General features: G+C 39.0%; 17 protein-coding genes. 11 read left to right on the forward strand and 6 right to left on the reverse strand.

Annotation, left to right across the window (positions count from 1 at the left end; genetic code table 11):
* The first annotated feature begins 21 nt into the window (after nt 1-21).
* Nucleotides 22-1,896: a RagB/SusD family nutrient uptake outer membrane protein gene (locus ACUN24_RS06185; RefSeq protein WP_445561715.1), complete on the forward strand. Its 1,875-nt coding sequence runs from the start codon at nt 22-24 to the stop codon at nt 1,894-1,896.
* Nucleotides 1,897-2,137: 241 nt separating this feature from the next.
* Nucleotides 2,138-3,430, forward strand: coding sequence for an MFS transporter (locus ACUN24_RS06190; protein WP_445561716.1), 1,293 nt, complete (start codon nt 2,138-2,140; stop codon nt 3,428-3,430).
* Between the two features lie 638 nt (nt 3,431-4,068).
* Here ACUN24_RS06190 and ACUN24_RS06195 read toward each other — a convergent pair.
* From ACUN24_RS06195 to ACUN24_RS06215, 5 genes are all read right to left on the reverse strand, one after another.
* Nucleotides 4,069-4,284 (reverse strand): PLDc N-terminal domain-containing protein, encoded by a 216-nt coding sequence (locus tag ACUN24_RS06195; RefSeq protein WP_193422945.1) that lies wholly within the window; start codon nt 4,282-4,284, stop codon nt 4,069-4,071.
* Nucleotides 4,285-4,302: 18 nt separating this feature from the next.
* Nucleotides 4,303-6,054: an ABC transporter ATP-binding protein gene (locus ACUN24_RS06200; RefSeq protein ID WP_445561717.1), complete on the reverse strand. Its 1,752-nt coding sequence runs from the start codon at nt 6,052-6,054 to the stop codon at nt 4,303-4,305.
* Between the two features lie 102 nt (nt 6,055-6,156).
* On the reverse strand, nt 6,157-9,381 hold the full coding sequence (locus ACUN24_RS06205) for a carboxypeptidase regulatory-like domain-containing protein (protein ID WP_445561718.1): 3,225 nt from the start codon (nt 9,379-9,381) through the stop codon (nt 6,157-6,159).
* Between the two features lie 287 nt (nt 9,382-9,668).
* Complete coding sequence (locus ACUN24_RS06210; protein ID WP_445561719.1) at nt 9,669-10,985, reverse strand: amidohydrolase family protein; 1,317 nt, start codon at nt 10,983-10,985, stop codon at nt 9,669-9,671.
* On the reverse strand, nt 10,975-13,995 hold the full coding sequence (locus tag ACUN24_RS06215; RefSeq protein ID WP_445561720.1) for an amidohydrolase family protein: 3,021 nt from the start codon (nt 13,993-13,995) through the stop codon (nt 10,975-10,977). Before ACUN24_RS06215 ends, ACUN24_RS06210 begins: the two co-directional genes overlap by 11 nt.
* Before the next feature lie 112 nt (nt 13,996-14,107).
* Here ACUN24_RS06215 and ACUN24_RS06220 point away from each other — a divergent pair, with 112 nt between their 5' ends.
* The 6 genes from ACUN24_RS06220 to hflX all read left to right on the forward strand — a co-directional run bounded on the left by ACUN24_RS06220 (nt 14,108) and on the right by hflX (nt 20,237).
* Entirely contained in the window at nt 14,108-14,551 is a 444-nt protein-coding gene (locus tag ACUN24_RS06220) for a cytochrome B (RefSeq protein WP_445561721.1), read from the forward strand.
* Between the two features lie 561 nt (nt 14,552-15,112).
* Nucleotides 15,113-16,510, forward strand: a complete 1,398-nt coding sequence (locus tag ACUN24_RS06225; RefSeq protein ID WP_445561722.1) for an anthranilate synthase component I family protein — start codon at nt 15,113-15,115, stop codon at nt 16,508-16,510.
* A 55-nt stretch (nt 16,511-16,565) separates the two neighbouring features.
* Nucleotides 16,566-17,153 carry an anthranilate synthase component II gene (locus ACUN24_RS06230; RefSeq protein WP_445561723.1) on the forward strand — a complete coding sequence of 196 codons (588 nt, stop codon included), beginning with the start codon at nt 16,566-16,568 and terminating at the stop codon, nt 17,151-17,153.
* 119 nt (nt 17,154-17,272) lie between these two features.
* Nucleotides 17,273-18,058 (forward strand): indole-3-glycerol phosphate synthase TrpC, encoded by a 786-nt coding sequence (gene trpC, locus ACUN24_RS06235; protein ID WP_445565127.1) that lies wholly within the window; start codon nt 17,273-17,275, stop codon nt 18,056-18,058.
* Nucleotides 18,059-18,113: 55 nt separating this feature from the next.
* Nucleotides 18,114-18,668 (forward strand): hypothetical protein, encoded by a 555-nt coding sequence (locus ACUN24_RS06240; protein WP_445561724.1) that lies wholly within the window; start codon nt 18,114-18,116, stop codon nt 18,666-18,668.
* Between the two features lie 378 nt (nt 18,669-19,046).
* Entirely contained in the window at nt 19,047-20,237 is a 1,191-nt protein-coding gene (hflX, locus tag ACUN24_RS06245; protein WP_445561725.1) for a GTPase HflX, read from the forward strand.
* A gap of 171 nt (nt 20,238-20,408) precedes the next feature.
* On the opposite strand, the gene ACUN24_RS06250 is transcribed toward hflX, so the two are convergent.
* Nucleotides 20,409-20,765, reverse strand: coding sequence for a four helix bundle protein (locus ACUN24_RS06250; RefSeq protein ID WP_445561726.1), 357 nt, complete (start codon nt 20,763-20,765; stop codon nt 20,409-20,411).
* Nucleotides 20,766-20,986: 221 nt separating this feature from the next.
* On the opposite strand from ACUN24_RS06250, the gene rbfA reads away from it, so the two are divergent.
* Genes rbfA through ACUN24_RS06265 form a run of 3 tightly spaced genes read left to right on the forward strand, consistent with a single transcriptional unit; the run spans nt 20,987 to nt 22,693 of the window.
* Nucleotides 20,987-21,364 (forward strand): 30S ribosome-binding factor RbfA, encoded by a 378-nt coding sequence (gene rbfA, locus ACUN24_RS06255; RefSeq protein WP_090503026.1) that lies wholly within the window; start codon nt 20,987-20,989, stop codon nt 21,362-21,364.
* A gap of 6 nt (nt 21,365-21,370) precedes the next feature.
* A complete protein-coding gene (gene trhA / locus ACUN24_RS06260; RefSeq protein WP_445561727.1) occupies nt 21,371-22,000 on the forward strand; it encodes a PAQR family membrane homeostasis protein TrhA in 630 nt (209 codons plus the stop codon).
* Nucleotides 22,001-22,006: 6 nt separating this feature from the next.
* Nucleotides 22,007-22,693: a peptidoglycan DD-metalloendopeptidase family protein gene (locus ACUN24_RS06265; RefSeq protein ID WP_445561728.1), complete on the forward strand. Its 687-nt coding sequence runs from the start codon at nt 22,007-22,009 to the stop codon at nt 22,691-22,693.
* The last annotated feature ends 7 nt before the right edge of the window (nt 22,694-22,700 follow it).

The following is a 22,700-nucleotide window of genomic DNA, read 5'->3' on the forward strand; positions in this document are numbered from 1 at the left end:
TTAACCGTTACAATCAAGAATATGAAAGCAATAAATAAAAATATAAAGCTCTATATATTAATTTTCACCACCATTTTTGCGGCATCCTGTAAAAAAGATTTTTTAGATGTAGAATCGCCTGGCCAAGTGCCTGCAGAATCAGTATGGAAAGATCCGGCAACTGCCCAGGCCTTCGTTAATGATATCTATAACGGATTGGGTATTGGAGGTTTCTCAGAACAAATGTTAGCTTCTGTTTCAGATGAAGCCCTGTTTACACACCCAACCCGCGGTATAGATCTGGTTAATAATGCTACCATTAACCCTTCTACATTAGGTTGGGTAGACGATACCTGGGCATATAAACAAATGTACAATCGCATCAGGGCCTGTAATATTACCATCGAAAAAATAACCAGTGGCGATAATGGTTTGAGCAGCCAATCGTTAAAAGATCAGTTATTGGGCGAAGCGTATTTTTTAAGGGCTTATTTCTATCAGCAGTTATTGCGTTTCTATGGCGCTGTACCCCTTATTACAAAAGTTTATGTGTTAGATGACAACTATAGCGTAAAAAGGAATACGTACGAAGAATGTGTAAATTTTATTGTTAAAGACTGCGATGAAGCCAGCAGGTTGTTAACAGGTAAAACGTTAGATAAAGGGCGTACTACTGCAATTGCTGCATTGGCCTTAAAATCAAGAGTGTTGATATACGCTGCAAGCGATTTGCACGATAGGGCTATACTTACTGACAAGATTAAAAATATCGATGTTAAGAAATTAGATTTTTTAAGTTATGCCAGTGGCAGCCAGCCAGACCGTTATCGTTTGGCGCAAACTGCTGCTAAAGCAGTTATGGATTTAGGTACAGGTTATAAATTAAATCTTTCTGCGCCCGCTTCGGTAACAGATGGCCAATTAAATTATAAAAGCATTGCCATGGGCGGAGCAAGTAAGGCACCGGGTATAGATGCTACTGCGGCATCAGAACTCATTTTTGCCCGTTATTTTATCATCCAGAACAATATTAAACATGCACAGCAGAATGGCCCGAATGGTTACCATAATTGGGCGGGAAATACACCTATCGGCTTGCTGGTTGATGATTATGAGATGAAAGATGGCAGTAAATTTAGCTGGACAAATACCACACAAAAAGCTAATCCTTATCAGGATAGAGACCCTCGTTTTTATGCTACCGTTTTATACGATGGTGCAGGTTGGAAACCACGCGATAAAGCTTCGGGTAATGTTGATCCGGCTAGCCAAATCCAAACTGGAGTATACGACTTAATGGATAATGGTTCTCGAATCGACTTTAAAGGTTTAGATACGCGTGCAAGCTCAATCGAAAACTGGAATGGTAGCTGGACAGGATATTATTATCATAAATTTATCGATCCGGATCCAACTATTGTTGATGCTTCTATGTCGCAGAATGTACCGTGGCCTTTCTTCAGGTATACTGAAGCAGTGTTTAATTTCATTGAGGCCAGTATTGAGCTTGGTGAATTAAGTAAAGCGACAGAGTGGCTAAACAAAATCCGTTTCAGGGCAGGTATGCCAGCTGTAACCGCTACAGATCAGGCTGGACTTAGAGAGGTTTACCGTCACGAACGCCGTATCGAAATGGCTTACGAAGAACAACGTTATCATGATACCCGGAGGTGGTTAATTGCAGGTGAAACATTGGGCAGGAAAACCACTTATATTAAGGTTACCGGTAAATTTAAATCTGGCAAAACTATGTCGGCCCCTTACCATTACGATAATACCGTTTACGATTATACCTATACTCCAGTTGTAGAAAATGCACAGGAAAATAGGAGTTGGAACGATAAACTTTATTTCAGGCCATTTAGCCGCGATGAAGTAAATAAAAATAACGCACTCGAACAAAACCCGGGATACTAAACGTATCATTTAAAATTCAACCCGATGGATAGCGTAAGGCTATTCATCGGGTTTTTTATTTCAGTAAGATGCTGAGATAATGATTTATCAATAGGAAATGGGTAGAAGTTTAGTTTATATATACTCACCGAATAACGAACTCTTTACTTTATCAACTATAGGCCTAAATAATTCATCTTAAGCGTCTATCTATTACTATTATTCATTTTCAAAGCTTAATTTTGCAGATAAACTTTTTTCCGTGTCAGATTCAAATTCCAGTTCCGTAATTGTTAAACAAGATCCATTCGCTGCCTTGCGGTACAAAGAATTCCGTTCTTACATCGGGCTGAGATTCTTTTTTACTTTTGCTTATCAAATGCAAGCCATTGTACTTGGTATCTACATTTATCATTTAACTAAGGATCCTCTTGCATTAGGATTAATTGGACTTTGCGAAGCCATTCCAGCGATAGCAATTGCGCTCTATGGTGGATATATTGCAGATAAAAGTGAAAAAAGAGCCCTATTGCTTAAAATATTCTCGACTGTATTTTTATGTTCGGTAACTATGCTGATCGTAACGAGCATTTACATGAAGCCTTACCTATCTAACGATTGGATTGTAAAAATTCTATATGGTATGGTTTTTTGTATTGGTCTAGCAAGAGGTTTTTTCGGTCCCGCAAATTTCTCTTTGCAGGCTTCTATTGTTCCCAAAGAGATATATCCAAATGCAAGTACCTGGAGTAGTTCCAGCTGGCAATTGGCGTCAATATTAGGTCCTGCAGCAGGAGGTTTAATCTATGGTTTTTTGGGGATTACAGTAACCTATGTTGTGATTATTTCATTTATATTCATTTCATTAATCTGTATCTTTTTTCTAAAAGTGCATCCGCCTAAATTTCTTCCTAAAATGAGTATTGGGCAAAGCTTAACAGAAGGGATACAATTTGTGTTTAAAACCAAGATGATGGTTTGGGCGATGAGCCTGGATCTGTTTTCGGTGTTTTTCGGGGGTGCTGTAGCTCTTCTGCCTGTTTTCGCTAATGATATTTTAAAAGTGGGAGCCGAGGGGTTAGGCTTTATGCGTGCTGCGGCCTCAACGGGCTCTGTGATTACTATGTTGGCAATGACCCGTTTTTCGCCAATGGGAAAGCCCTGGAGAAACCTGCTTATTGCTGTTACCGGATTTGGTTTAAGTATTATTTGCTACGGGCTATCTAAGAGTTTCTATTTAACGCTGTTTTTCTTGTTTCTGGAAGGATCATTCGACAGCGTGAGTGTAATCATTCGACAAACCATCATGCAATTGCTTACGCCTGATGAGATGCGTGGAAGAGTATCAGCTGTAAATAGCATGTTTATAGGGTCTTCAAATGAAATTGGTGCCTTTGAATCTGGTTTGACCGCTAAATTAATGCGAACTGTTCCTGCAGTCGTTTTTGGTGGAAGTATGACGATAGGAATCGCATTTATTACCTGGTTAAAAACGAAGTCGTTAACTAGGCTGAGTTTGCAGGATATTAATGAACAAACCACCAAGGCTGTTTAGTTACTAAAAGAGTTGTCAACTTTAATAGCCTTTTACTAGAAAGTTGACAACTCTGGAATTCATCTTTTAATTACTGATAACCACGTTATTGCAATAATTAGGGCATGCCCCAAGCTGCGCAAGGGTCGGGCTATCCGTTGCAATCTTTTTTGAAGAAAAATCAAAAAAGGATTTCCACTTCTATCCCTCATGCAAAACCCACAGCAGTTAAAAAAACGTCAATTATACATTTGTCCTGGCTACCTAAACCCGATGGCACGGATGCCGATAGCCTATCATTACTCTTTTATTAATAGCTATCGGCAGGAGGAACAGCGGAGCTGAACCAAACCGAAGAACTACTGGTATTGCTTTCCAAAAAATCGTATAGAGTTGTCAACTTTAAATAAGCAGTTTGCTAGAAAGTTGACAACTCTTGAATCAATGATAAATTAACTATTTATTGTGTCTTTGTTTCTTGGTGGTGAAAAACAAAAATGGTTCGTGATGACAGGAACAATGTCGATAAGAGTTGTCAACTTTAATAGCCAGTTTGTTAGAAAGTTGACAACTCTGGAATCAATAATAAATTAACTATTTATTGTTTCTTTATGGTGAAAAGCAAAAATGACCCGTGAAGGCACGGACCATGGTGAAAATTAAAACTTCTTATTCTTGCCCCACATGAGGTAAATAATCGAGCCCAGAAATGGGGCGAAAAGGATAATGATAAACCAAAGTACTTTTACCGTAAAACCCATGCTGCTGTTTCTTGATATATGGTACAATGCGGTTAATATTAAGGCCAGCCATAATATAGCTGCGATAACAATGATAATTGCGATGTGGTTGCTCTCTACTTGTGCCAGTAACATGATTAAGAATATTGTTCCTTAAGCTTCAACAATCCTTTCGCCAATTTGTTGGCGCCACATGGCCTGGTATAAACCATTTTGTGCAATTAGTTCTTCATGTTTGCCCTGCTCAATAATGTGGCCTTTCTCTAAAACATAAATTCTATCAGCATGTTTTATCGTTGATAAACGGTGCGCAATTAAAATCGTAATGTGATCGGTTAAATTTGAAACCGAACGAATGGTTTTGGTGATCTCTTCTTCCGTAATCGAATCCAGTGAAGAAGTTGCTTCATCAAAAACCAAAATATCTGGCTGACGAAGCAGTGCTCTGGCAATTGATAAACGCTGCTTTTCTCCTCCCGAAACCTTCACGCCACCTTCACCAATCAGCGAATCCAGACCTTTATCAGCCCTTGCCAATAAAGTTTGACAAGCAGCCTGGTTTAATACTTTATAACATTCCTCATCTGTAGCTTTAGGGTTTACAAATAACAGGTTTTCTCTTATCGTTCCCGAAAACAGCTGTGTATCTTGTGTAACAAAACCGATTTTTTCGCGCAAGGCATCTAAGTCAATTGCATTGCTGGAAATGCCGTTGTATAAAATCTCACCCTCTTTTGCCGGATATAAGCCAACTAGTAGTTTTACTAAAGTTGTTTTTCCAGAACCGGAAGGGCCGACAAAGGCAATGGTTTGACCGTTATGGGTTTTGAAAGAAATGTTTTCCAGGGCATTACGGTTGGCAGTTTGATGTTTAAAGCCAACTTCATTAAAGGTTAAATCTTTAATTTTTTGAATGGAGATCGGGTTTTCAGGTTTCTTATCAATTGGCGTACTCAATATCTTTTTAAAGTTTCCTAAAGAAACTTCCGCTTCACGCCATGCTAAAATTACATTTCCGAGTTCCTGCAATGGTCCGAAAAGAAAAAAGGAATAAAAAAGGAAAGTTAAATACTGCCCCGCTGTGATGGAATTATCAAAAATAAGCAATAGCAAAACCAAAATCATTGTACTCCGAACCAGGTTGACAGTGGTACCCTGAACAAAACTCATACTTCGGACATACTTTACTTTTTTAAGTTCGAGGCCTAAAATTTTATAAGTGGTTTTGTTTAATCTTTCAATTTCCTGGTTGGCCAGCCCGAGACTTTTTACCAGTTCTATGTTTCTTAATGATTCTGTGGTAGAGCCAGCCAAAGCCGTTGTTTCACCAACAATAGAACGTTGAATGGTTTTAATCTTCCGACTCAAAAACCAGCTGACAAAGCTGATGATTGGAATGGCTGTAAAATAAACCAGAGTAACCTTATAACTTATAGAAACAGAATAAACGATTACGAAGATCATCCCGATTAAGCTTACAAATAAGATGCTGATAAATGCGGTGATGAATTTTTCTGAGTCTAAGCGTACCTTCTGTAAAATTCCGAGTGTTTCACCACTTCGCTGATCTTCAAATACCTGATAAGGTAATTTCAAAGAATGCTGTAAGCCATCGGCATACATTCTGGCACCTACTTTTTGTACAATCACGCTTGTAAAGTAATCCTGAAAATTCTTGGCTATTCGCGAAACCATGGCTGCGCCAATGGCCAAACCAATTAAACCGAGTGAGCCCCAAAGATACTGGGCATAGGTTAATTTGTCTTTTTGATTGATGAAACGGTCTAAAATTCTTCCGGTAATATATGGATCTAAAAGTGAAAAGCCAATATTGAAACCTGCAAGCAATAACGCTAGAACCACAATCCACTTGTGGTTTTTCAGGTAGTCTAATAATAATCCCATTAAAGTTTTGTTGTTTTGAATACAAACATAAAAAAAGGGAACGGATAAAAATCCATTCCCTTTTTTTATGACTTTAAGCTAAGATACTTAGCTAACATTTGTTTAAAATCCGTAACGTAAACCGATTTGTGCCTGCCAAGGATTACCCGATGGCGTTACTAAACCACTATTATTGATCCGGTAATTGAACTGACGCTTAGTCGTATCGTAATTGGCTACTGCAGGAGTTATTTCTTTGCCTGCAGCGTCTTTTACTGCTGGAATTCCTAAACCGTAAATAGCTTGTGTAGCCAAGGTTTCTGAAGTACCCCAGGTTTTCTTAAATAAGTTGGCCACGTTAAACAAGTCGCCAGAAATTTCAACACTTTGTTTTTTACCTGGTCCGAATTTAATCATGTAAGCCAATCTTAAATCAATCGTACCGTAAAAACCGTTAATACCACCATTACGTTCCGCAAATGTACCTTCGTATTTTAGAATATAATCTTTTAAACTTTGGCTTGCAAGTGGATTATCCAATAATGCCTGTAAACCATTGCGAACATTTGCAGGTGTATTTGGGTTATTTCTGTCGAAAATGAAAGCCAGATCGTTTGTAGATACGAAATCGCCGTTGGTATTACTTCCCGAAAGTAAGCTATATCTTGTACCGCCAATAGCCGAATAACGCACACCCGCTTTAATGCCATGGAATGATGGTAATGTGCCATAAATAATTACCTTATTACGGAACTGACCATTAGAATAAGTCATTTTGCTTAAATTCCTTGGATCATCAACTACTGGCAAAGATAAAGTTGCAGAATTGGCTACGTTACCATTGTAAGAAGTATTGTCCTTTGCATCATTCCAGGTATAACTTGCAGTAATTTCTCCATCTTTAAAGTATTTCCAGGTACCATCAACAACAATGGCAAACTGGTTTACTTTACCCTTACTGTTTAATTCTAGCACTCTACCAAAGGTGTTGGTTGTTAAACGGCCTGCTTTCCAATCTGCTACTCCGTTTGATGGAATTGAAGGCACAAATACCCCTCTATTTCCCTCGTTTGCTAAAGTAAAGTATGGATTGGCCGCCATGTTTCTGTCTACATACATGTAGTTATTGCGGGCTAATGTTGCGTAACCGGTAATGCCGATACGTATTTTATCGTTAATTAATTTGTTGTACGATAAGTTGGCTTTATAGACCACTGGTAATTTTGCATCATCAGCATAAGTGTTTATAGTTGCCACTTGTGAACCCGGTAGTGCTGGTGCTGTAGCAGTACCGTTTCTATAGCCTGCAAAATCTGGTGTTGGGATACCATTAGTTATATCAACCGTTCCAAAATGTTTTCCATCAAAAGTAAGGTTGTTAATGGTTACGTAGTTGTTCACATCTGATCCGAAAATACCTGCTCCTAAACGAACGTAATCAGTATGTTTTTCGTTAATATCCCAGTCCAACTGGATACGTGGCTGAATTAAAAACTGTTTTAATTCATTATCAGTTCTTACACCAATTGCATCATATAACTGTTGGTTAAGTGGTGATGTTGGGTATTTGCTATAATCTAAACGCAAACCTCCGGTAAAATCTAAACCTTTACCCAATTTGGTTTGCATTTGGCCATAAATGGCTGAGTTCAATAAGTTACCGGTTACAGTAGGGTCAGCTACCAATGGTACTTCCCTGTAGTAACGGTTAGGAATTAAATTATTAAAATTTTGTACTGAAGTTTGTACGTTTCCATCTTCTTTTGTGCCAGTGTTAGTAAATTCAAACCTTCCGTTTACTTCGCTGCCATACAAAGATTTTGCATGGGTGTACATAATATCGATACCAAAGGTGTATTTAATTTTATCAGTATTATAATAAATATTATCAACCAACTGAAAAACATTATTGGTAAAACCTTCTTGTCCGAAACGGTGACCACCGATCTGGATGGCAGTAGTTACATTGCTGCCGTTTGATAAAGTAGAAGGAACATTATTTACAACTGCTCTTGGTATGGCGTAAGACAACTCATCGTTCTGTGTACTGGCCTGGAAAGTATATAAATGCTGTACTTTTAACTCGTTGGTAACCTTGCTGCTCACTGTAGAACGAAGTGTTGCTAACAAGCTGTTGTCAACATTTTTATCGTTTCCGTAACTTTCGTAAAAGTTGATTGCAGTATTATCTGCAAGTCCAAGTGGGTTTCTATCATTGGTATAATTATCCCGAACAGTTAATAAGTTCTTGTCATCAATTTGCCAGTCTAAACGCAAGAAACCAGCATCGGTTCCTCTTTTCTTATCGAATGAACCATATTGAGGTGTATTGGCCACGCCATATTTATTTCTGGCAACAGTTAAAAAGTCTTTTAATGTTGTATTAGTAACGTTGAAACGGGCCTCATCTGCTGATGAATTGATATCGGCAATAACTAAAGGACGAGAATCTCTTTGATGATCCCAAACGGCAAAGTAATGTAATTTATCTTTTATGATTGGTCCGCCTAAGCTAAATCCATATTGGTATGTAGAGAAATCGTTCACTCTTTTGTTCCCCCTGATGTCGTATTGGCTCGCTAAAAAATCAGCTCTGTTATAAGCAAATGCACTACCTGTAACCTGGTTCGTACCTGATTTGGTTACAGCGCTAATTGTACCGCCACCGGCACGGCCTAAACTTACATCATATTGGTTGGTAACTACTTTAAACTCCCGAACACTTTCGATAGAGATGGAATATGGCGCACCGCTACGGCTTGTTGTACTTCCTGCTGAAGTAGGGTTTTTTGCCGTCATACCATCAATAGTAAAGTTGGTAGAAGAGCCCAGCTGGCCCGCAATACCACTTGCTCCCGATAGTGGAGATAAATCTGTTAAACTTGAGAAATTACGGCCGTTTACAGGCAATAAGTTCATCGTTTTTGATGAAATCTCGGTAGATGCACCAAATTGTTGCACTTTATTTCTTAACGAAGATCCGTTAATCTCTACACCACCGAGGTTTTGAGCAGTTTCCTGCATATTAATGGCAACCTTTACTGCATCACCCTGGTTTAACATGTAGCCTATTCTGTTTTGTTCGGCGTAACCGATGTAGATGGCTTTAACCGTGTAAGGTCCACCCAAAGGAAGTTCTTTAAAAGTATACTCACCTTGTGCATTAGTAGAAGTTTTAGTGGTAAAACCTGTTGAGTTGTTCCGGATCTGGATGGAAACGCCAGGAATGGGTTTCTTTTGTTCATCCGTTACAATGCCCGAGATTGATGCTTGTGTGGTTTGTGCCGTAGCCGAATTACTGGAATAGCATAAAAACAGCATCACTGCAATTAGTAAATTTTTAATCATGATCAGTTTTTTGATTTGTTATCTGACCGCAAAGGTGTTATTGTAGTGTTAAGCTGATGGTGATTTTATATTATGAAATGGTTTGCAAATTGTTCGATTTTCTGGTTGATGTTAAATTAAAAATTTCTGATTTATTATATTTCAGTTGATGTCTTACGAACATGTAGGTGGATATTTCGGCTGGTGTCTTACAGATTTGTGGTTGGATATTTCGGTTGGTGAGACACTAATCAAAAACAAACGGCCAATAAATTAATATTGGCCGCTATTTGTTAAATTAGTATTGCTTATTTCTGCTCAGCGATATATTTATCACTAAACTTTTTATCCAATTGTTTATGCAGATTATCCAGGTTAATATCCCTGCCCTGAATAAAAGCCTGTTCTACTTTATTGGTGCGCATATCCAAAGCATCACCGGCAGAAATAAAGAAAGTAGCATCCTTACCTGTTTCAATGCTGCCAGTAGTTTTATCTACACCCATCGCTTTTGCTGCGTTTAAGGTAATGGTAGATAGCGCTTTTTCTTTATCCAGTCCCCAGGCTGTAACCGTACCCGCCATAAAAGGCAAATTGCGCTGTTGCCAATAACCATCAATACTCAATACTACGTTTAAACCTGCATTGGCCAATATGGCAGCATTTTTATAAGGCATGTTTACATCATCATCATTGTTGTTAGGTAAGGCATGAGGCTGTTTCACCACTAGGGTAATGTTGTTGTCTTTCAGGAAATCGATGATCAGATACGCTTCATCTGCTCCGGTGATTACCGGGGTGATGCCGAATTTCTTAGCGAAATTAACTGCTGCAACAATATCCTTCTGGCTATCTGCCGCGATAAATAGTTTCTCATTTCCCGAGAAAACCTTTTTCATGGCTTCGAAACGGGTATTGATTACTTCGGGTTTACCCATTTCGGAATAGGCTTTTGCTTCAGCAAAAAACGAAGTTAACTGCGCAATGGCAGCCTGCGTTCTTTCTGCTAACACTTCCGGCGATAACTGCGGTCTGCCGAAGCCACCAAAGCCGGCTCTAAAACGAGGGGTAACCGGCCAGGTCACATGCATAGCATCATCAGTTTTAAGGGCTGCATCTTCCCAGTTCCATGCATCAAGCTGAACCACTGATGAACTGCCTGAAACGGTACCACCCTGTGGCGTTGGCTGTGCCATTAAAATCCCATTGCTGCGTAAAGTAGCCGGAACCTTCGAATCGGTATTGTAAGCCACGATAGAACGGATGTGCGAATTAAAATCGCCTATTTCCTGAAAATCCAGGGTTGCTTTTACCGCTTCAATTTCTGTTAAACCTAAATTGGTGGTGGCTGCAATAAAACCTGGATAAACATGCTTACCTGTGGCTTCAATACGCAGTACATCATTCTGTGGCACTTGTCCGTTAGCCATAACCGAAATAATTTTTCCATTCCCAAAAAGGATGGTGCCATTTTCAATAACTGTTCCATTACCCACATGTACGGTTGCACCGGTAATGGCGATGGTTTTACTTTGTTTTTTAGCTGGCGAAATGTTAGCCTGTGCAAAACACATCAGGCTTGTTGCCGATAAAGCCAGACTGAATAAATATGTTTTAGTGTGCATGTTCTTTCTCGGTTAATTCTGCTGAATAATTTTCTAAAGTTTCGCAATTGTATAGACGAGGTGCATCACCCAATGGGCGTTGCGTATGGCCACCTTTACTTTTGCTCTCTAACATCTTTTGGATCAGACGCGCTTTTTCTGCCTGTTGTGTTTTAATTACCTGCATATCTTTATCAAGATCCCAGTAAGCAATGCCATCTACAAAAGTTTTCTCTGCCCTGGCATAAATAGAAAGCGGATTGGCTGTCCAGATCACCACATCGGCATCTTTGCCTGCTTTTAAGCTACCTACTTTGTCATCAATATGCAGCATCCTTGCCGGATTAAGCGTTACGAATTTCAGTGCATCTTCTTCAGGTACATTACCGTATAAAACTGATTTGCCTGCTTCCTGGTTTAAATGACGGGCCATTTCTGCATCATCAGAATTGAAAGCAGTGGTTACACCAACATTATGCATAATTTTTCCGTTGTAAGGAATAGCCTCGGCCACTTCGTTTTTATAAGCCCACCAATCAGAGAAGGTCGAGCCTGCAATGCCATGCGCTTTCATTTTGTCTGCCACTTTGTAACCTTCTAAAATGTGTGTAAAGGTGTTGATTTTGAAGCCTAAACTATCAGCCACATGAATTAACATGTTTATTTCACTCTGTACATAAGAGTGGCAGGTAATGAAACGTTTGTTGTTTAAAATTTCTACAATGGCATCCAGTTCAAGGTCTTTACGTACACTGTTTCCTTTTACCGAAAGCGCTTTGGCATATTCTTTTGCTCGGGTAAATTCATCCACAAAAGTTTGCTCAACACCCATACGCGTAACCGGGAAACGGGCGCCGGTACCAAAATTACTCTGTTTAACATTTTCGCCTAATGCAAATTTGATAAAACCATCGGCACCTGCAAATTTCAGTTCTTCTGGCGATTTACCCCAACGTAATTTAATCAATTGCGACTGGCCACCAATAGGGTTTGCCGAACCATGTAAAATATGAGAAGTGGTTACCCCGCCAGCCAACTGACGGTAAATGTTTACGTCTTCTGAATTGATGATATCGGCCACGCGTACTTCAGCAGAAACCGATTGTGCACCTTCATTAATGCCACCAGCGCCTGCAATATGCGAGTGTTCGTCGATAATGCCCGCAGTAACATGTTTCCCTGTAGCATCGATTACTTTTGCGCCGCTTGCTGAAAGGTTTTTACCAACGGCTTTAATTTTTCCGTTTTCTAAAAGTACATCGGCATTTTGAAGGATGCCGTCTTTTTCGTTCGTCCAAACGGTGCCATTTTTAATCAGTACGGTTTCTTGTTTAGGGAGTTCGGTATTCCCAAAAGCCGAGAAAGGATAAATTACAGGACCCATAGCCAAAGTGGCTTTAGGCTCCTCTTTTTTAGGTGTTTCTTTCGCTGCTTCTTTATAAGTTGCTGTAAACTTTCCCGTAGTACCATCAGCCAATGCCGATTCGCCTTTTAAGGTAACCGGACTTGCCGAAGTGATGTAACCACTTAAACGGATATCGCCTATCGGATTTTTCTTTAAGTTGAAATTGATGCTTACCCAATCGCCATTTCTGGTAAAGGTGGCCGTAGTTTTTACGCTATCTGCACCAGCTCTTTCAATCGCCGCGGTAGATCCGCCACCAGTACCGGTAATTTTTAATGTTAAAGCGCCAACGCCATCAATATTTAAATTGTAAGTGCCGCGGACATCGCTTACATCCATTTTGTTTACCACAAAACGCTTGCCCTGTACCCAGTTTTCGAAGATAATGTTTCCGTTTTTGAACAGGTTATCAGATGAGATCAAAAAGTTAGCAACTTTTCCCTTTTCCAGGGAACCAACTTTATCGCTGATGCCCAAAAGTGAGGCAGGGATTTCAGTAACCGATTGTAAGGCTTGTTTTTCAGTTAAGCCATTTTCTATCGCTGTGCGGATGTTCGCCCAAAAATCGCGACTGTTTTCTAATCCAAATGCTGTTAAGGCAAATTTAATTCCCGCTTTTTCCAATGCTGCCGGGTTGGTTGGCGCCAGTTCCCAGCCTTTCATTTGTGATAAAGTTATATTTCTGGCTTCTGCCGGATCTTCCACATCGTAGGCTTTAGGAAAAGTTAGCGGAATGACCAAGCTTGCTCCGGTAGCTTTAACTTCATTAATGCGCTGGTATTCATCGCCAGTAGATTTAATGATGTATGTCTTGCCAAATTCTTTTCCGATTTTATCGGCACGGAGGATGTTCTGCCAGCCATCAACTTCAAAAATCTGTGGCATGGCCTGTTGTTTGGCAAATTCATCCAGCGAGATATTATATTCATCTTTTTGTTTGCCATACCATTGTGCATCGTAGTAGGTTTGGCGTAATAAGGCAATAGAACCCATTAACGAAGTCGGGTAATCGTTTGATGAACTTCCTTTGTTAAATGAATAGTTTGCTGCGGTCTGATCCTTTAAAAATACGCTATTGTCGGCGCCCTCGTTTAAAGTTACCACAGCAGAAACACCACGAGCAATACCGTCGCGGTTAATTACATTTACACTCCCGAAACCAACTTTGCGTAATTCATCCGCTTTTTTGCTGTCGGTAGAAAAGATACTTTTTACATAAGTTTCTGGCCTGATGGATTCATTCCAGCCATAGGCGCCTTTTTTAGTAGAAAGGAAAATAGATTGACGTTGACCACCGAAACCGCGTTGTTGCACAGGAGCTTCGTTAAGTCCATAGCTGCTAAAGGCATCAACCAGCGATGGATAAATAAATTTTCCTTTTAAATCAATCACCACATAGCCTTTGGGCACAGTTAAGCCGGCTCCAACAGTCTGAATAGTTTGTCCCTTAATTAAAAGGGTAGCATTTGTTAAGGTCTGGTTGGCATTTACCACTATCGTTGCATTGGTGAAGGCAAACATCCCAGGTCTGGTATCAAAAGAGCCGTTAACAGGGAAGGAGGTTTGCTGTGCAAACAGAAATGTAGCAGAAAATACCAGCCAAATGACAGGTAAAATTTTCTTCATAATAAGTTTAGGTTTTAATTTGTTTAAAACTAATATAAATAAGCGTTCAATCTGTTGAATATCCTATTTTTTACAATTAATGTCTATTTTTGACTAAACATATTTGATAAAAATGTACAATATCTTAAAATCTGCGCACTCCGGATGGCGCTACATCGTATTAATTTTATTGGTTATTGCTGTAATCAATGCTTTATCGGGCTGGTTTGGTAATAAAACATATACAGAAGGTAACCGCAAACTGAATGTATTTACCCTGATCAGTATACACATCCAACTGTTGATCGGCTTGGTATTGTATTTCTTGAGTCCCCTGACAAAATTGCCAATGAGCGATGCTATTGGTCGTTATTTCAAGGCTGAACACACTTCGATGATGATTATTGCCATCATCTTGATTACGGTAGGTAACGCCAAATCGAAAAAGGTAACAGAAGCTGTTGCAAAACACCGTACTATAGCTATTTTCTTCGGATTGGCGCTAATTTTAATTATTGTGGCTATTCTATTAATGGTTAAGGCAGTTCCCGGAAGATCATTTTTTGGAGTTTCTTAGAAGGATATTCTTGCAATTAATATAAGATCCTGCTTTAAAAGAGCGGGATTTTTTTTATTCTTTTTTTACCACAAAGTACACAGAGAAAGGCCACGAAGACCGCTGAGTCGTCATTGGTGGTGAAGCTCCCACGAACCGTCATTTCGAGCGAAGTGCAACGCAGCCGAGAAATCTGTCTCGAGATAGATCTCTCCATTTCGCTGCGCTCCAGTCGAGATGACGATTTTGTGTAAAAGATCCTTCGCTACGCTCAGGATGACAAGTGGATTAAGGCTCATGACTTCGGCTTTCTGGCTCCGTACTAAACTTATTTTCATAAATATTTCGGTTTTTCAAAATTCTTTATATTTTTGTGGCTCATGATCAACAATATACATACATGGCTTTGGCAAAGTAATTCGAACGAATTGCGCTGGCTGCGTATGAACAAAATATAGTTTATCAACCTAAACCTTATTAATGAACCATTAAAGCCCGGCGTAGAACCACACGCCGGGCTTTTTATTGTTGAAAAAAATACGAGAATGCAAACCATAAGCCTTACACCATTTTACCTTTATCATGTATAAAATAAATACGACCTACAAAAAAATGCTTGCCGATACCACTACGCCAGTGAGCATTTATTTACGCTTACGTGATGTGTACCCGAACAGCATCTTGTTGGAGAGTTCAGATTACCACAGTAGAGAAAACTCCATGAGTTTTGTTTGTGTCGATCCTGTTGCCGGAATTATCTTAAAGGGATCACGGTTGGAAACCTATTTCCCCGATGGAGCAGTAGAAATTACCGAGAGTAAAAACCTGATTGATGAAATAGCTGATTTTAAGGACAAATTCAAAGAAACTGAACTGCCTGAAATTAAGTTTATCTCGAGCGGATTATTCGGTTATTTTACCTGGAACGCCGTACAGCATTTTGAAGATATCAAGTTTACTTCCGCAACACCTGAAGGGGAGGAGATTCCGGAGATGCAGTACCACTTGTACCGTTATATCATCGCCATCGATCACTTCAAAAACGAAATTACGCTGTTCAAAAATACTTTCGAAGGAGAAGAAGAAGGTGGACTGGAAAAAATGGAATACCTGATCCAGAATAAAAATTATCCCGAATATAAGTTTCAACTGCGTGGTGAGGAAAGTTCGAATCTAACCGATCAGGGTTTTATGGATTTGGTAGAGAAACTTCAAAAGCACATTTACCGGGGTGATGTTTTTCAAATCGTTCCTTCAAGAGCATTTAAACAAGCATTTTCTGGCGATGAATTTAATGTGTACCGTTGCCTGCGTTCGATAAACCCATCGCCTTACCTGTTTTACTTTGATTACGGTAATTTTAAATTATTCGGCTCTTCACCGGAGGCACAGATTACCATCAAAAACAATTCAGCTAACATTTTTCCCATCGCAGGAACCTTTAAACGTAGTGGAAACGACATTGAAGATGCCGAACAGGCCCGTAAATTAGAACAAGACCCTAAAGAAAGTGCCGAACATGTAATGCTGGTTGATTTGGCTAGAAACGATTTAAGCCGACACTGTAACCGCGTTGAAGTAAAATCTTTTAAAGAAGTGCAGTACTATTCGCACCTGATCCACCTGGTGAGTAAAGTAAGTGGTCATTTGCAGGAAAATGTAAGTGCTTTTAAAGTCGTTGCCGATACCTATCCGGCAGGTACTTTAAGTGGTGCGCCAAAATACAAAGCCATGCAGCTGATTGATGAAAACGAAAAACTGGGCAGGAATTTTTATGCCGGTGCCATTGGTTTTATGGGGTTCAATGATGATTTTAACCATGCGATCATGATCAGGACATTTATGAGCAAAAATAATGAATTGCATTACCGTGCAGGGGCTGGTATTGTAGCCGATTCTGTTCCTGAAAATGAAATGCAGGAAGTAAATAATAAAATTGCCGCATTGCGCAAAGCGTTGCAGATGGCAGAAGGAATTTAGTGAAGATGTAAAATGGATGAAGTGAGATGGATGATGTAAATAAGGAGAAAATATAATGGAAGATATAAATAAAAAAACCGTGTTGGTTATTGATAACTACGACAGTTTTACGTACAATCTTGTGCATTTAATTAACGAAGTAGGTTACGAAGCAGAAGTTTGGAGAAATGATAAATTCGATCTGGCAGATGTAGAAAAGTACGATAAAATTTTACTTTCGCCGGGTCCGGGTATTCCGGAAGAGGCGGGCTTGTTATTGGATGTAATCAAAACCTATGCGCCAACTAAAAGTATTTTTGGCGTATGTTTGGGTCAACAGGCCATTGCAGAAGTTTTTGGCGGCACTTTATTGAACTTAGGCAGACCCATGCACGGAATAGCTACACCAGTAACGGTTGTGGATGGCGATGAGCCTTTATTTTGGGAATGTCCGCAAACTATAAATGTTGGCCGCTACCACAGTTGGGTAGTGAGTAAAGATAATTTCCCTGCATGTTTAAAAATTACGGCCAGAGATCATAAAAACGAAATCATGGCGTTAAGACATGAAACATTTGATGTACGCGGGGTACAGTTTCATCCCGAAAGTGTACTAACGGAGTATGGCAAAAAGATGATGGAGAATTGGTTAACGACCACCTAACCCCCCGAAGGAGGAATTAAAGGCAGGTTGGAAATAGCCATTTTGAATTAAATTAAAATTAATCTATGCAAAATAATATGAACGATGGAAAGTCAAAGTCCCCTTCAGGTGATTTAGTGGTGAACATATTAGATAAAATCGTATTACGTAAGAAAGAAGAAATTGCTGCTGCAAAAGCTTTGGTTTCTGTTCAGGATTTAGAAAATTCGCTGCATTTTAACCGAACGCCTTATTCTTTTAAGGAGTTTTTATTAGCTGAAGACCGTACGGGGATTATTGCAGAGTTTAAGCGCCGCTCGCCATCAAAAGGTTTAATTAACGGAATTGCCGATGTTGCAGAGGTAACGCAGGCTTATAGCGCTGCAGGCGCATCTGCACTTTCGGTTTTAACGGATGTAGATTTTTTTGGTGGTAAAACCGATGATATTCTGGCTGCCCGGGCGGCAAATAATATTCCGATCTTAAGAAAGGATTTTATGATTGATGAATACCAGATCCTGGAAGCAAAAGCCTGGGGTGCTGATATTATTCTGCTGATCGCTTCAATTTTAACCCCTCAGCAAATCAACGATTTCGGGAAATTTGCCAAAAGCTTAGGCTTGAATGTGCTTTTAGAAGTGCATAACCTGGAAGAGTTGGAGCGAAGCATTTGCCCGAACCTGGATGCTATTGGTGTAAATAATAGAAACCTTACCGACTTTACGGTCAATATCCAGACCTCCTTTGGACTGGTGAACAAAATCCCAGATGAGTTTTTAAAGATCTCAGAAAGCGCCATCAGTAATCCGCAAACGATTAAAGAGTTAAGAAATGCAGGGTTTAATGGGTTTTTAATTGGAGAGAATTTTATGAAAACAGATGACCCGGGAGCGGCAATAACAGATTTTGTAAAAGATATTTTCTAATTTTATTAATACTTCAGGCATGGTTTTTGATTTTATATTCTAAAACAAATCAATTATGAAAAAATTTCAACTATTAGCTGCATTGTCTCTTATTTTAACTTCTGTTTTATTCTTTTCGTGCAAAAAGGACGAAGTTTCAGGGTCAAATCAATCAGCTGATAGTAGTTGGAATTTTGGTGCTTATACTTATACCAGGGGTACATCTTCACAAGCTGCTTCATCAACAGGAGATTTTATTGCGATAGCTGTAACCACAACAGGTAATGGTGGGAATTATGGTGCATACTCAGGTAGCGCATTAACTTTTACCATCTGTAAAAATTTAGGTGCTGGTGAATATACCTTTGCAGATTTAAATACGGTTGTAAGCAACCCAACTGCTAAATACATTTATGCAGATTGCACTATTGGTACAGCTGTAAATACCGGAGCTATTTTATACGGAGTTACCGGGCCTACAACTGTTAAAGCTACGATAACTATAGATGCAGAAGGTAAGTATTATATTACTTCTTCAAACGCAGTTGTTTTAACAAAAAAAGCTGTTGTTGGCAATGGGATTGCAGGTGCAGCCGATACTTATTCCTTAACCATAAAAAATGCGTATTAATGCTGAAATAATTCCTAACTATTTGGGATTAATTTCTTTAAACTTATAACTTCGACAACGACTGTATTTTAGAATGTGAAGGTTATAACTCAAAAAACATACTCGTTTTTAACAAACATGTTTGAGTTGGGCGATTTAATCGCGTATGCCATCAACAGGTATTTATAAAGCGAGCAAAAATTAGCTTTTCTTAAACAAACCCTTGTTAAATAAACCCGGGTTGAATGAATTTCAATTTTTCTTCGGCAGATATGAGCGGGACTGGGGCAGCCAAAACCACCGGCTTTAATTTTCAAATCATTAAAAAACATTTATTGCATCCGCATGGTTTGTTAATGGATTTACACATTCGCAAATTTCGTATATTTGCCTAATTACATGGGAAAACAAAAAACATATGATACTGCCGTAGTGCAGGAACGGGCAATTTTAGTTGGAGTGGTTACACCTGGCGAAAAAGAAGCCCAAACAAAAGAATATTTAGATGAGCTGGCCTTTTTGGTTGATACAGCGGGAGGGAAGGTAGAGAAGGTTTTTACGCAAAAAATGCTTAAGCCAGAGCGTGCCACATTTGTGGGTACAGGTAAGCTGGAAGAAATTAAAGCGTACGTAAAATCGGAAGAAATTGATGTAGTAGTTTTTGATGACGAATTATCGCCGTCGCAACTGCGTAATATCGATCGTGAGCTTGGAGTTAAGGTTTTAGATAGAAGTAATTTAATACTCGATATTTTTGCCAACAGGGCACAAACTGCGCAGGCAAAAACGCAGGTAGAGCTGGCACAATTGCAATATGTTCTGCCGCGTTTAACGGGTATGTGGACCCACCTGGAACGCCAGAAAGGTGGTATCGGGATGCGTGGTCCGGGTGAGACGCAGATTGAAAGTGATAGACGTATTATTTTAAATAAAATCTCTTTGTTAAAAGAGCGTTTAAGAAATATAGATCGGCAAAACGAAACACAGCGCAAAAACCGTGGTCAGTTGATTAGGGTGGCCTTGGTTGGTTATACCAACGTGGGTAAATCTACCATCATGAATATGCTGTCGAAATCGGAAGTATTTGCAGAAAATAAATTGTTTGCCACTTTAGATACGACAGTTCGTAAAGTAGTGATCGAGAATTTGCCTTTTTTACTTTCTGATACCGTTGGGTTTATCCGCAAGCTGCCTCACCATTTGGTAGAATGTTTTAAATCTACGTTAGATGAAGTGCGTGAAGCTGATTTGCTGATTCATGTAGTTGATGTATCGCATCCAAACTTCGAAGATCAGATTAATACGGTTAACGAAACCTTAAAAGATATCGGCGCAATTGATAAAGACATGATTTTAGTTTTCAATAAAATCGATGCCTATGTTTCGCCAGAGGTCGACAATGAAGGGGATGATGGCAAGCTTACTTTAGAAGACTTCAAAAAAAGCTGGATGAGCCATGATAAAGTGCCGGTTTTGTTTATATCGGCTACAGAAAAAGAAAACCTGGAAGAGTTTAAAACATTATTGTACGATAAGGTTAAAGCTGCGCATGTAGCGAGGTATCCGTATGATAGTAATTTATTGTATTGATAGCAAAGAAAGAATAATTTGTCGATTAATAATCAATAACCAATTTTCAATGATCAAACCGTAGCGATGAGCTTAGAAAGATGAGTAAATAAATAACCAAAAAAAAATGTCTTTTCAATTGTAATTTGGTAATTGTGATTTGATCATTGCTAATTGAATATAGTGATTTGGTTATTGTGATTTTTTAATGATCGCATTAAATATCAACATCAATTGATTTGCTTCACTCACTAAAAGTAATTTTGTAGGTTCTAGGTCTTTTTTATCTTCAATATCGATCAGGTTAAGCCAAAGTTTGGTTTCTTTTGCTTCTTTTCTGCAGACTTTTATCCTGTAAATAAAATCTGCCTTGCTTAAAGATTCATTGGCTTCGATGTAATTTGCAGAAACAGAGCCAGAGGATCGGACAACCTGTTTGATGTCTTGAATATTAATGATACTGTGCGTAACCTTTTTGCAATATGACCTAACAGATTGAGCGAATAGAAAAGTTCTTTCTTCGAGATTAAAGTTTGTTCCGTTGCTCATTAATTAAATATAAGTATTTTTACAAAATGCTGAAGGAATACGATCAACTTCAGTTTAATATTTTTTTGAACTTTTATTATCTTTTCCATTTGATATTAATCGGCCAGTTATGGTCTGATAATTGATTATTGGCTATTGATAATTTTAAAACCTTATCATTTAATATTATCTACCTTGTATGGTCTGATAATTGATTATTGGTAATTGATAATTATAACACTATGGAAAGTAAACGTCAGCAGAAATTTGCAGGAGTATTACAAGAGGAGTTGGCACAGGTTTTTCAGCGCGAAGGTGCTGCATTTTTGCCTAATACATTGGTAACCATTACCCGCGTAAGGGTTTCGCCAGATCTGGCCGTAGCCAAAGTTTACCTGAGTTTTTTTAACACCAATAATACCACACTTTCAATCAATACCGTTAATTCGCATGCCGGAGAGATCAGATATAAATTGGGAAGCAGAATCCGTCACCAGGTAAGGGTGGTTCCAGAACTTACTTTCTTTGTGGATGATACCAATGAGTATGTTGAGCGCATGGATCATCTTTTTGATAAAATTGCCAAAGAGCCCAGACAAAAAGACGAAGACAGCGAATAATTTTTTGTGAGGAAGCTAAGGGAACCCGTTAATTTCTTCACACACTTTATCCCGGCATTAATTGCAATTCCGGCTGGCTATATGTTGCTTCAGAAATGCAATACGCCAATTGAATTTACTGCTGCCTGGATTTATAGCATCGGTACTTTTGTCCTTTTTGGTGTAAGTGCCATGTACCATGGTTATCCTGCTACCGATTATGGTGTGCGCTTTTGGCAAAAATTCGATCATTGCTGCATTTATCTGATGATAGCGGGTTCTTATACGCCAACCGCTTTATTGGTTTTTGATGGCTGGCTGCGGTGGAGTTTGTTCGCCATTGTATGGATTATTGCCATTGTAGGCTGTCTGCTCAAAATCTTCAACCGGTTAAAAAGTACAACCATATCGTTATCCATTTATATTTTAATGGGTTGTTTAATTGTGCCTTTGTTACAGAAAATGCTTGGCACTTTGCCCATCGGTGCAATTTTCTGGTTATTGCTTGGAGGCGTTTTTTATATCGGCGGAACTTATTATTATGCAAAGGATAAACAGCTTTCCAGGTGGATGCACAGTCATGAATTATGGCACTTGTTTGTAATCGGCGGAGCTTTATTGCACTACATTTATAATTTCGTATATATCTTTAAATAATTTCAGATGCAAACTTTCGATCAGGTTATTCAATTAAATGCTGCATTGATCCAAAAAGTTGTTGATTTTGATGTAAAACACGATCGGCTTCTGCCTTTGGATTTTACAGCGGCCAATACGGAATTAACAGACGAAATTTTAGATGATACCGATCTGTTTTCTGATTGGGTAAATGAAAAGCTGGCTAAAAACAATGCCCGTTACGGCATTGGCGGATACAACGAACACCGCACCATTTACTCGAGAAGCGCACATTTTGATACTGAAGAAGAACCCCGCAGGTTACATTTAGGTATAGATATCTGGGGGCCGGCAGGAGCGCCAATCTACAATTTTTATGATGCAACTGTGCAAAGTTTTGCCAATAACAACAACTTTGGTGATTATGGCACAACCATTATTTTAGCTTATGAAATAAATGGTTTTAAGTTTAATGCTTTATACGGGCATTTAAGCCTGGATTCGTTAAATGGCCTTGAAGAAGGTAAGTTTTTTCCTGCCGGGGCTAAAATAGCAACCTTAGGCTCAAAAGAAGAAAACGGTTACTGGCCGCCTCACCTTCATTTTCAATTGATTAAAGATATGGAAGGACTAAAAGGAGATTATCCTGGGGTTTGTAAGTTTAGCGAAAGGGAAAAATACCTGGACAATTGCCCTGATCCGGATTTAATTTTGAAGGTTACTTTTTCTTAGTTTTTAA

This window comes from Pedobacter sp. WC2501 (assembly GCF_052682415.1).